We start from the raw sequence: 12,838 nt of genomic DNA, 5'->3' as shown, positions 1-12,838 counted from the left end.
TCTCACTCCCCGTGGTCTACCGGCATGGCGATGATCGCGTGCGCATTGGCGCCGCCGGCGCCGAACGACGAGACGGCGCCGTAGCGGACGCCGTCTCGGGGCTGCCACTGGTGCAGTGTGGTGGCCAGGCGCAGGCCGGTCAGGTTCCAGTCCAGCTTCTTGGTCGGGTTGTCCGAGAACAGCGTTGGCGGAATCCAGCCATGTCGGCCCGCAAGCAGCAGTTTGATCAGTCCGAGGATGCCCGCCGCCGCCTGCGCATGCCCGGCGTTGGACTTGATGGAGCCCAGCAGAGCTTCGGATCCCGCTGCGCCGTAAGTCTTGAAGAGTGCCAGCAATTCCACCGGGTCGCGCGCCAGCGTCGCGGTTCCGTGCCCTTCGATCATTCCCACCTCGGCGGCGTCGATTCCGGCCGCATCGAGCGTCTTGCGGATCACCTGCTCCTGCGCGCGCACCCGCGGCACCAGGATCGGCTTGCCTTTACCGTTGTGGTTGGTGCGGACGCCGAGGATGCGGCCGTAGATCCGGTGACCCAGTTGCCGTGCCCGCGACTCGCGTTCGACGAGAACCATGCCGGCGCCTTCGCCCCACACGGTGCCGCTGGCGTCGTCGGCGTAGGCGCGGCAATGCCCGTCGTCGGCAAGGGCATTGAGCCTTGCGAACTCGAAGAACGCCGCCGGCGCCCCCAGAACGCACACCGCGCCGGCGAGCGCCCATTCGCACTCGTCCATGGCAACCGCGTTGGCCGCCAACTGAAGTGCCGTCAACGACGATCCGCACGCCGAGTCGATACACATCGACGGGCCGGTCAATCCAAGGCAGTGCGAGATCCGGCCCGCTCCGCCGAGTTGTCCCATTCCGACGGTGCGGTGCCCGGTGTAGGCGTCGGCCTGTGCGGTACGCGGGCCGTACTCCGTCATCGACATTCCGACGTAACAGCCGCCGAATTCACCTTCGAGCGTGCCCGGATTGATCCCGGCATTCTCCAGCGCCTGCCACGCCACCCGCATGGCGACGCGTTGCTGGGGATGCATCACCAGGGCCTCCCGATGCGTGATGCCGAAGAAGGGAGGGTCGAATGTCGTTGCACCGTCCAGGAATCCGCCGGCATCGCAGACCCGGCCCCAGCCGTCGTCCCGGGACAGCGAGAGCAGCTCGTCGATCGGCCAGCCGCGATCGCGGGGAAACGGGCCGATCAGCTCTCTCGACTCCGACAGCGCTGACCATAATGCGGCGGGGCTGTCGATTCCCCCGGGCGCCTCCACGGCCATGCCGGAAATGACGATGTGGTCGGCTGCGGTGTCGATCATGACGTCTGCTGGTAGTGCGCGCATGACGCCAGCAGTTGCGCGACGGCGTCGAGGTGATCGTCGAGGAAAAAGTGTCCGCCGTCGAACATGGTGACCTGGATGGTGTCGGTGTGCTTACCCCATCCATACAGATCACCCAAGGTGACAATCGGGTCCCGATCACCCCCGAGCGCGTGAATCGGGGCGCTGATTCTGACGCTCTCAGCGCAGGAGTACGCATCGAAAGCCCGATAGTCGGCTTTGATCACCGGAAGCGCCAACCGCATCAGGTCGCGGTTGCCGTAGACGTCGGAGTCGGTGCCCTCGAGGGTGGCGAGGTGGCTGAGGATCTCCTCGTCATCCGTCGGATGTGAGGGTTTGGCGGCGGCGTGACAAGGGGCCACCGCCGCCGAGACATAAATCTGCCGCACCTGGATGCCCCGAGCGTCGGCGAGTCGGGCGAATTCGAACGAGACCATGGCGCCCAGGCTGTGGCCGAAGGTCACCAGCGGAACGCCGTCGTGGTGCTCCGATGCCGAAAACTCGTCGAACGCTCCGCGCGCGAGGTCGGGGATGGATCCCAACAACGGTTCGGCTGCCCGGTCCTGACGTCCGGGGTACTGGAAGACGATGACCTTGAACGTCGCGCTCAGCGCTTTCGAGAATGCGCGGTAGGCCGATGCCCCGGCGCCGGCATGCGGAAAAACCAGCAGCGGCGGGTTCGCGGGCGCGCCCGGTTGGTGAAATTGCCTGATCCACCCTAGTTTGCGGGGCATGCGCTAGTACCTTCCCGATCGCTTCGCTTCCCGTGGCCCGCGTGGTCCCGCACCATCACCCGGCCAGAAAATCTCGGGCCTCGACGGCCGCTATACCCATGCAACTTAGCGAAGGCTAACATAATCCGCCGGACCTGTGGTTGGTGCCCGGCAAGGCCGGCCGAACCCCGGGTCCGGCCCCGGCCGAGGCCGGCCGGGTCACGAGTCAGGGGAGGCTGGTCCGCAAATGCGCGTCGTGTCGTTCGGTTTTCAGACCTGGGGATACAAGACGCTGCAGGCGCTGATCGATCTGGGTCACGACGTCGTGCTTGCGGTCACGCATCCGGCCAGCGAACAGTCGTATAAGGCCATCTGGTCGGACTCGGTGGAGAAACTCGCGCGAGACCGGGGCATCCCGGTGCACATCACCGAACGGGCTGACGCGGAAACCATCGACGTCGTCAAGCGGGCCGAACCCGACGTGATCGTGGTCAACAGCTGGTACAGCTGGATGCCGCCGGAGCTCTACAGCCTGCCGCCGCACGGCACACTGAACCTTCACGATTCGCTGCTGCCGAAGTTCACCGGGTTTTCCCCGGTGCTCTGGGCGCTGATCAGCGGCGAGTCCGAGTTCGGGTTGACCGTGCACCGGATGGACGACGGTTTCGACACCGGCGACATCCTGATCCAGCGTTCTCTGCCGATCGGGCCCACCGATACCGCGACGGAGCTGGTCACCCGCGGCATGGATTTGATCCCCGGTGCGCTGCGGGACGCGCTTCACGCGCTGGAGTCGGGCACCGCCGTCTGGCGGCCGCAGAACAAGGCCGAACGGACGTACTTCCACAAACGCGCCGAGCGCGACAGCCTGATCGACTGGACCTGGCCGGCCGAGGACCTGGAGCGGTTCGTGCGGGCACTGTCGGACCCGTATCCGCGCGCGTTCAGCTACTACCGGGGCGAACGCATCGAAGTGCTCGAGGCTCAGGTTTCACAGGCCCGTTACGGTGGTACGCCTGGCCGGGTGATCGTGCAGGAGGGCGGCGGCGCGGTGGTGTCGGGGCCCAACGCGTATCGCGGAGCCAACCGGGGTCTGGTCATCACCGCGGTGCGCGACGCCGCCGGGGCCGAGCACTTTGGGGAGGAGTTCTTTTGCCGCGGTGGCTATTTGAGCAGTCAGGCTTGACTTCCGATTCCGGCGAACCGAATGCTAGGAGTGAAACAGGCGATGGCCGCTGATGCCAAGACCGTGCAGGAACGCCGTCGCGAATTGCTGCGTCGCCGGATCGCCGAAAGCGGTTTGGCGACAGGCAAATCGGTGGAGCAGACGCAGGTCCGGGCCGGCGAGCGCTATCCGCTGTCCACCGGTCAGCGCCGGATGTGGTTCCTGCAGGCCATGGACGCCGACGACACCACCCTCAACATCTGCGTTGGCTTTCGGCTAACGGGCGCGCTCGACGCTGGGAGGTTGCGTTGCGCGGTCGGCGATGTCGTTGCCCGGCACGCGGTGTTGCGCACCACCTATGGAGTGGACGCATCGGGTGAACCGTATCAGGTGGTTGCCGATGGTGCCGATGGCATTGAAATACCCTGGCGTGCATGCGATTTAACTGAAATTGGTGCGCCGGAGCGGAACCGGCGCCTCGAAGCCATGGCACGAGACGAGTTCGGCCGGCCCTTCGACCTCACCCGTGAGCTGCCGCTGCGCATCTCCCTGATACGCACCGGCGCCGACGAATTCGTGCTGCTCTTCGTCGTCCACCACATCTGCTGGGACGACGACTCCTGGGAGATCTTCTTCGACGACGTGCGCGCTGCGTACCAGGGTCTGAACCCGAGTACCCCGGCGCCGCAGTTCGTCGCGGTGGCGGTGCCGCGGCACACCGGTGAACCCGGCGACGCCGACGTCGAGTACTGGCGTAACCACTTGCAGCCGTTGCCCGAACCGCCGGATCTGCCGGGTGCGGCCGCGGCGAATCCCTCCCGGCGCGCCGACCGCCGGACTCGCGCATTGCCCGCCGCCCTGTTCGGCCGGGTCGAAGAGTTCGCCCGCGAGCACTCCGCATCGCCGTTCATGGTATTGCTGGCCGCCTTCGCCGCTGTGGTGCGTCGTTATACCGGCGCATCGGATTTCCTCGTCTCCGTGCCGGTGACCGAGCGCGGCGCGGCCGCGCAGGATGTCATCGGGTATTTCGGCAACATCCTGCTGCTGCGGTTTGTCTCGGGAGCTGACGACACGTTCGCCGGGCTCGCCGACGCCGTTCGCGAAACCTGTCTTGGCGGCTTCGCGCACCAGTCGGTGGGCATCGACCGCGTGGTCCGCGCCATGAACCCGGAGCGCACCGCGGGGCGCGACGGCCTGGACCGGGTGGCGCGGCTGGGCTTCAGCATGCGTAAGAGTCTCGCCGGGTTCGGGTTCGACGGCGTTACCTGCAGACAACTGGAACTCGGAGCGGTCACCGCGCAGCTGCCGTTGGCCCTGGCGGTCGTGCACGATCCCGAGGACCCCGAGCATGTTGTCGTCGAGTTCGAATACCAGACCGATGTGCTGGCCGGTGCGCTCGTCGATCAGCTGCTGACCCATTACCTGCGGCTGCTGGACAATGCACTGCGAGCCCCCGGCGATCGCCTCGCGGGCCTGGACATGCTGGGCGCCGCAGAGCGCGCCGCCGTCCTCGCGCAGTCGCACGGCGAGCTGGTCGCGACACCGGCCGCCACGATGGTCGCGCTGCTCGAAAGGGCGGCTGCCGCCGCGCCCGAGCGGATCGCGCTGGTTTCCGACGACGCGGAGTTGAGTTACGCCGAACTTCATCGCCGGGCAAACCGCCTGGCACGCTGGCTGATTCGGCATGGTGTCGGGGCCGACGACATCGTCGGGTTGCACCTGGCCACCTCGGTCGAGTTCGTCGTCGCCATGTTCGCGGTGCTGAAGGCCGGGGCGGCGTACCTGCCCATCGATCCGGCCTATCCGCAGGATCGCATCCACTACCTGATCACCGACACCGGACCCACAATGGTGCTGGGCCACCACGAATTCGGCGCCGCCGAACAAGCCGCCGCCCACCTGTCCGATGATGCGCTGACCGACGCCGACCGGATTCGGCCGTTACACCCTGCGAACCTGGCCTACGTGATCTACACGTCCGGGTCCACCGGGCGGCCCAAGGGCGTGGCGGTGCCGCATCAGGCCATCGCCGAGCATGTGGACGGGTTCATCGCCGAGTGGAGCATGACCCCCGACGACCGGTTGCTGCAATCGTCATCGGTGAGTTTCGACGCATCGCTGCTGGACATCTTCGTCACGCTGTCGCTGGGGGCCCGGCTGATCGTGCCCAAGCCCGGCGCCTTCGGCGACATCCCCTACGTCGCCGATCTGATCAGCCGCCACCGGGTCACGGTCCTACACATGGTGCCCTCCATGCTGAGCACGTTGCTGGCGCTGCCGCAGGTCAGCCAGTGGCGGCAACTGCGCCACGTGCCGGTAGGCGGCGAAGCGCTTCCCGCCGAACTGGCCGACAAGTTCGCCGGCCACTTCGACGCGGAACTACGCAACCACTACGGCCCCACCGAGGCGGTCGTCTGCTCCACGCATCTGCGGGTATCGGGGCCGCAGCGCAGCGGCGTGGTGCCAATCGGCGTACCCAACCGCAATGTCTACGCCTACGTCCTGGATCCGGAGTTGCAGCCGGTGCCCGCCGAAGTGGTCGGCGAGTTGTACCTGGGCGGTGCACAGTTGGCGCGCGGATATCTGGGCCGTCCGGGGTTGACGGCGCAACGATTCGTCGCCGACCCGTTCAATCCCGGGATGCGGCTGTACCGGTCCGGAGATCTGGTGCGCCGCAACCTCTCCGGGCAGCTGGAGTTCGTCGGACGCGCCGACGAGCAAGTCAAGATCCGGGGCTTTCGCGTCGAACTCGGCGAGGTCGAGTCCGTCATCGCCACCCATCGCGCGGTGCGGCATTGCCTGGTCGTCGCCGAAGACACCGAGGCCGGGCCGACGCTGGCCGCCTACCTGGTGCCCGCCGGCGGTGAGAACGGACCCTCGGCACGAATCGATTTCGACGATGTCCGCGCCCATGCCGCGGCGATGCTGCCCGACTACATGGTGCCCGCTGCGTTCGCGGTGATCCGGGAGATCCCGCTGGGCCTCAGCGGCAAACTGAACAAGCGGGCGCTGCCCGCACCGACTCAAGTCAGTGCGCGCCGTTACCGCGAGCCGGCGAACGCGGCCGAGCGCCGGGTGTGCGCGATCTTCGGCCGGCTGTTCGGCTGCCCGGACGTCGGTGTCGACGACTCGTTCTTCGGGCTGGGTGGCCATTCGCTGCTGGCGGCCCGGCTGATCGCCCAGATCCACGCCGAATTCGGGGTGCGGCTGAACGTTCGCGCGGTGTTCGATACCCCTACCCCGGCCGGGTTGGCCGCTGGGTTGGTGCACGCTTCCGGATCCCCGGGCGCCCGCCCGGAACTCGCCCACGCGGCTCGCCCACACTGGCCGCCGTTGTCGTATTCCCAGCTGGCCATGTGGTTCCAGTACCGGATGCGAGGCGCCAACGACGTCTTCAACATGGCGCTGGCGCTTCGGTTCGACGGTCCACTGGACTCGGCTGCTCTGGCCGAGGCGCTCAACGACGTGATAGCCCGCCACGAGGTGTTGCGCACGAATTTCGTTGACCACAAAGGTGTTCCGTATCAGCATGTGCATCCGGTAATGCGGGTGCGACTCGCCGTCCGCGAAGTCGCCGCCGACCGGGTCGATCAGGTGCTTGCCGAGTTGCGCCGATACGTGTTCACGCTGGAATCCGAGCCGCTGGTCAGGCCCACCCTGCTGCGGCTGGGCCCGGACACGAATGTGTTGCTGCTGCTCGTCCATCACATCGTCACCGACCACAGCTCGTTGGGCGTGATGGTCGACGACCTCATCACCGCCTATCGCGCGCGGTTGCACGGCGGTCCGCCGCAGTGGCCCAAAACCCCCTTACAGTTCGCCGATTACGCGGTATGGCAACGAAGCACCTTCGACGCACCGGGCGACTGGGGGCAAGCCGAGCTGGCGTATTGGCGTGATGCGCTGGCGGGAACACCCGAGGACATCTCGATAGCGTTGGACCACATGCGTCCGCTGGTCCTCGGAAGGCGTGGGGCGGTAGTGACTTTCACCGTGTCCGCGGCACGCCGGACGGCCCTGACCCGGCTTGCCGAACACCACGACGCCACGGAATTCATGGTTTACCATGCGGCGCTGGCGGTCGTGCTGCACAAGCTCGGCGGCGGGGCGGACATCGTCATCGGCAGTCCGGTCGCGTCGCGAATCGACCGGGCAGCAGAACACCTGACCGGCCCATGCGCCAACGTGGTCGTGCTGCGCAGCGACTTCTCCGACGACCCCTCGTTGCGCGACATCCTGATCCGAAGCCGCCGTACCGTGCTGGGCGCGTTGGCTCACCAGGAACTGCCCATCGAACGGTTGGTCGAGGCGATCAACCCGCCGCGCTCGCCGTCGCGCAACCACCCGCTGTTCCAGCACTCGATCCATTTCCGCGGTGCGGACTGGGCGTTGCTGCCGCGGGATCTGACCGGCGACCGAGCGACCACGGTCGTTGCGCTGTCAATGGATTTCGAAGTCTCACTGCTGGATCTGAACGTGGGTCTGGATGTGACACCCGACGGGGGCCTCGCCGTACGGGTGGTGGCCAATGCCGATCTCTACGAACCCGCCTCGGTGCAACTGATCGCCGATGCGCTCGACGCCACGCTCGAGACCTTCGCGGGGGCGCCCGACGCCGCGGTGTCGGGCGTGCACTTGCTGCCCGCCGCCGACCTGGACAAGCTGTTGGCACCGCCGACAGCGGTCGAGCCGCAGCCGTGCCGATCGGTCACCGGCGGCTCGGCGGAAACGGAGCGAGTGCTCATCGCCTTGCTGGAGGAATTGCTCGAGATCAGTGACGTCGACCCCGACGACAATTTCTTCGCGCTCGGCGGCGACAGCATCATCTCGGTCCAGTGGGCGGCTCGGGCCGCCGCGCAGGGGCTGGCGCTGACCCCGGCAATGGTGTTCGCGCACTTGACCATTGCCGAGCTGGCCGCGGCAGTCGATGCGGCCGCCGATCAGCCCGCCGCCGAGGCGGCTTCGCTACCCGCGCCGGCTGAGCCGATGAGCGCCTCCGGTCTTGACGACGACGCGCTGGCTGCGCTCACCGCGTCGTGGCGGCAACATTCGTAAGGCGGGAGTCAGGAAATCGTGACCATTGCTTCGCCGCAGATCGAGGACGTTCTCGCGCTCAGCCCCCTCCAGCAAGGACTGTTCGCCTTGTCCCGGCTGGCCGCGGACGGCCTCGACCACTACACCATGCAGTTGCGGGTCGACATCGACGGACCGGTGGACGCCGAGCTGCTGCGCCGCAGCGCCGCAGCCATGCTGGACCGGCACCCGAACCTGCGGGCCGTCTTCTGGGACCGCGATGTTCCCAAGCCGGTGCAGATCGTGCCCGCTCGGGCCGAGCTGCCGTGGGTCGAACGCATAGCGCTCCCAACAGAATTCGATTCCATCGCGCGGTCCGAACGACGCCGCCCGTTCGACCTGAGCCGGGGCCCGGCGTTGCGCATTATCCTGCTTTCGGCCCCCGGTGAGACCGGGCGCCGGCTGATCTTCACCGCCCACCACATCCTGATGGACGGCTGGTCGCTCGGGGTGTTCTTCACCGAGATGCTGGCGGTGTACCGGGCCGGCGGATCGCCGGCAGGGCTGGCCAAGCCGCGCCCGTATCGCGACTACATCAGCTGGCTGGCACGGCAGGACACCGAGGCGACCATGACCCGGTGGACCGAGTACCTGCGCGGCGTCTCGGGACCACTGATGGTGGCCGACGGCACGCTCGCCGCGCGCGACGCCGTCCCGGAAAAGGCTGAACTGCTGCTGCCGGCCGCCGATACCAGCCGGCTGCGAAACTGGGCAGGGCGCAACGGTCTAACGCTGAACACCGCGGTGCTGTTCGCGTGGGCGGTGCTGCTCAGCAGGCTCACCGACCGTCGTGACGTCGTGTTCGGCGCCGTCGTCTCCGGCCGTCCGCAGCAGCTGACCGGGGTGGAGGGCATGGTCGGGCTGTTCATCAACACCGTGCCGGTCGTACACCAGGTCAGCGGCGCCGCGTCGGTGGTCGAACACTGTGCGCGGCTGCAGCGTGAGTCGTCGGCGATGCGCGACATCGGTTATCTGAGTCTGTCGGAACTGCAACGGGCGCACGGGCGCGGAGCCTTGTTCGACAGCCTGTTCGTTTTCGAGAACGCGCCCGTCGAGCATGCGATCCGGCCGGTGACCACTCCCGACGGGGCGTGTTTTCGCCCGGTCGACATGGACAGTCTGACGCACTACCCGTTGACGGTGGCCTCGCACCTCAGAGACGACGCGTTGGTGGTGGTTGTCGAGGCGATTCGTGATGCGTTGCCGCATCTTCCCGCGGCACAGGTCTGCGAGCGACTACTCGGCGTGCTGCGGCAACTGCCCGATATCGGCGACGCCACTCCCGACGCGCTCGACGTCCTCACCGCGGCCGAGCATGCCGAATTCGAGCAACTTGCAACGCATCCGGCAACCACCCCGGACGGTACGGTGTGGGAGATCTTCGAGCAACAGGCGTCCGCCACACCAGATGCCCAGGCGTTGACCACATGCCGCGGCGATCGCTACACCTATGCCGAACTACACGCCGCGGCATGCCGATTGGCGGCGGAGCTGGCCGACCACGGCGTCGGCCCGGAAACGGTCGTGGCGCTGCTGTTGCCCCGCTCGACCCAATCCCTGGTCGCGATCCTGGCCGTGCTCGCCGCCGGCGGGGCCTACCTGCCGGTTGATACCAGCCTGCCGGCCGCTCGTATCGAATCGATTGTGCGTCAAGCCAAGCCGGTGGTCGCCATCACCGAAGCCGGCAGCTCCCAGCTGGCCGGGGCGGCGATCCCCACCTTGGTCATCAACGATCCGGTGGTAGCCCAACGCGTTTCGCGCCGCCAGCCCGCGCCGCCGCCAGTTCACCGCGATCCCGGGCACTGTGCGTACGTCATCTTCACGTCTGGCTCCACCGGTGAACCCAAGGGCGTGATCGGCACCAATGCCGCGCTGGTCGCGTATTTCGCCGACCACCGCGAACGCGTCTACCGGCCGGCGGTCAGGCGCCTGGGCCGTCCGCTGTGCATCGCGCATGCGTGGTCGTTGAGCTTCGACGCGTCGTGGCAGCCCATGGTCGGACTGCTGGACGGTCATGCCCTGCATCTGTTCGACGCCGAGGAGATGCGTGACGCCGACCGGGTGGTGAAAGGCCTTGCCGCGCACGAGATCGACATGATCGACACCACGCCGTCCATGTGGGTGCAGCTGCGTGCCGCCGGCCTGCTGGACTATGGCCTGTCGGTGCTGGCGCTGGGTGGGGAGGCGATCGACGCCGCGTTGTGGCAGAGCTTGCGCTCGCTGGCGCCGACCGCGGTATACAACTGTTACGGCCCCACCGAAATGACGGTCGAGGCGGTGGTGGCCCCCGTCGACGAATACCCGGCGCCGACGATCGGTACGGCCAACACCGGAACCCTGGGCTATGTCTTGGATTCGGCGTTGCGGATGGTACCCACCGGTGTGGTGGGCGAGCTGTACCTGTCCGGCGCGCAACTGACCCGCGGCTACGTGGACCGGCCGGCGCTGACCGCCGCCCGGTTTGTGGCGGACCCGTTCCGCCCCGGACAACGCATGTACCGCACCGGTGATTTGGTGCGTCGCCTGCCGCATGGCGGATACGCCTACCTGGGACGCAGCGACACCCAGGTCAAGATCCGCGGCTACCGGGTCGAGATCGACGAGATCGAAGCCGCTTTGCGTGACCACCCCGGGGTGCACGACGCGGCGGTTTCGGTGCTGCGCCGCCAGGGCGGCACGATGCTGGTGGCTTTTGTTGTGTGGCAACAAGCTGCTGACGGTGACGTGATCCGGCTGCGTACCGCGCTGACCGAACGGCTGCCCTCGTACATGGTTCCGGTCCGGGTCGTGACAATGCCGCGGCTGCCGGTCAACGCCAACGGCAAGCTGGACTGCCAGGCATTGGAGCGGCTGGCGGAGACAACCCTCTCGGCCGTGGGTGGCCAGGAATCGCCGGCGGCGCGCACCAATACCGAGCGGGCGCTGTGTGAAATCCTCGAAGACCAGTTCAACGGTGCGGTGCCGCACCTCGACGACGACCTTTTCCTGTTCGGGCTGGACAGCATTGTGGCGATCTCGTTGGTGCACAAGGCGCGACGCCGTGGTATCAACCTCAGCCCGCGAATGGTGTTGACCGCGCCGACCATTCGCCAACTTGCCGCCGCCGTCGACACGGCGGTCGACCCGGACACCACCGTCGGGCAGGCCGAATACGGTGAGGTGCTGCCGCTGCCGATGGTGTCCTGGCTCTACGAGCACGGCAATTTTCGGCGCTTCACCCATACCGTCTTGCTCCGGCTACCAGCCGATATCGACGGTCCGACCGTAGAGCTGATGTTGCAGTTGCTGCTCGACGGCCACGACACCTTTCGCTCGATCCTGATCGACACTCCCGCCGGGCCGCGGCTGGTCACTCGCGAACCCGGCGTGGTCCGCGCCGGCGACATCCTCACCCGGATACCGCTGCCGGAACCGACCGACGCCGAATTGGTCGCGGCCATAAGTCGCTGCGCCCGTGGCGTAATGGACCGGATCGACCCCCGCGCCGGTGCGATGGTACGGGCCGTCTGGTTTTCCGGCGGTGGCGGGGACCCGGGCCCGGGAGATGCGCTGCTGCTCACCGCGCACCACCTGGCGGTCGACGTGGTGTCCTGGCACATCCTGTTGGGTGATCTCGTCGAGGCGTGGCGTTCACTCAACGGGGGTGCGTCGCCGAAAATGCTGCCGGAGTTCACCTCGTACCGCAGCTGGTGTGAGTTGATGTGGCACCGGGCCGCAGCACCCGAGGCGCGGGCCCAACGCGAGTACTGGGCGCGACAGGTCCGCCAACCCGATCCGGCACTGGGCGTGCGGCCGCCGGACCCGGCCCGCGACACCTGGTCCACGCTGCGGGTCACCCGGGTGGTGACACCCGCTGAAGTCACCGGACGAATACTTGCCGCGGTCAAGCGAAACCAGGGCGTACGCGAATTTCTTTTGGCCGCAGCCACGATGGCTATCGCAAGTTGGCGCCGTGGTCGTGCGCAGGATCCGGCGGCGGGCGCGCTGGTGGCGCTGGAGGGACATGGGCGCGCTGATGCCGTTCTGGACACCGACACCACGAACACCGTCGGGTGGTTCACCTGTGCATACCCGGTGCGACTCGGAGCCGGTTCGGCCGCGGTGGAAATCGAGCAGGCCGAGCGTGATTCGACAGCAGCTCACCGCCTGGTCGAATCGGTCGTCGCCCATCTTGGCGCAATCCCGAACGACGGTTTGGATTACGGTCTGCTTCGTTACGTGAACCTGGTTCCGGAACTGCAGGACGCGGCCGAGCCGCAGATCCAGTTCAGCTATCTGGGCCGTCTGGACCTCGGTGGTGTCCCCGATCAACCGTGGTCCCTGCTGACCGGGCCGTACCTCGATGCGCTGCCGGACGATCCCGAGCCGGATCTGCCGTTGCGGTTCGCGGTGAACCTCAGCGCGTTCGTGGCCACGACACCGGAGGGCACCCAACTGATCAGCAACTGGCGCTGGAGCGATGCGCTGTTCGCACCCGCCGATATCGATCACCTGACGCATTTGTGGCAGCGCGGAATCGCGCTCCTGGCAGCCACCCTGGACACCGCGGCCTGACGCGC

5 protein-coding genes are annotated in these 12,838 nt (G+C 67.3%); 3 read left to right on the top strand and 2 right to left on the bottom strand.

The genetic code is table 11. The features are described 5' to 3' along the window. Window positions 1-2: 2 nt before the first annotated feature. Both BST40_RS12300 and BST40_RS12295 read right to left on the bottom strand, forming a co-directional pair. Entirely contained in the window at window positions 3-1,307 is a 1,305-nt protein-coding gene (locus BST40_RS12300) for a beta-ketoacyl [acyl carrier protein] synthase domain-containing protein (RefSeq protein WP_083154388.1), read from the bottom strand. Beyond that, window positions 1,304-2,062, bottom strand: coding sequence for a thioesterase II family protein (locus tag BST40_RS12295; protein WP_075548060.1), 759 nt, complete (start codon window positions 2,060-2,062; stop codon window positions 1,304-1,306). Before BST40_RS12295 ends, BST40_RS12300 begins: the two co-directional genes overlap by 4 nt. Before the next feature lie 226 nt (window positions 2,063-2,288). On the opposite strand from BST40_RS12295, the gene BST40_RS12290 reads away from it, so the two are divergent. Genes BST40_RS12290 through BST40_RS12280 form a run of 3 tightly spaced genes read left to right on the top strand, consistent with a single transcriptional unit; the run spans window position 2,289 to window position 12,833 of the window. Continuing rightward, a complete protein-coding gene (locus tag BST40_RS12290) occupies window positions 2,289-3,227 on the top strand; it encodes a methionyl-tRNA formyltransferase (RefSeq protein ID WP_075548059.1) in 939 nt (312 codons plus the stop codon). A gap of 42 nt (window positions 3,228-3,269) precedes the next feature. Continuing rightward, a complete protein-coding gene (locus BST40_RS12285; protein ID WP_083154398.1) occupies window positions 3,270-8,261 on the top strand; it encodes a non-ribosomal peptide synthetase in 4,992 nt (1,663 codons plus the stop codon). Window positions 8,262-8,279: 18 nt separating this feature from the next. After that, the gene (locus tag BST40_RS12280; RefSeq protein ID WP_075548058.1) at window positions 8,280-12,833 is read left to right on the top strand and encodes a non-ribosomal peptide synthetase; all 4,554 of its coding nucleotides are present in this window, start codon (window positions 8,280-8,282) and stop codon (window positions 12,831-12,833) included. The last annotated feature ends 5 nt before the right edge of the window (window positions 12,834-12,838 follow it).

It is taken from the genome of Mycobacterium persicum (assembly GCF_002086675.1).
GTDB lineage: Bacteria > Actinomycetota > Actinomycetes > Mycobacteriales > Mycobacteriaceae > Mycobacterium > Mycobacterium persicum.
Note: the sequence above shows the minus strand (reverse complement) of the source record. Positions and strands in the feature narration are given on the sequence as shown.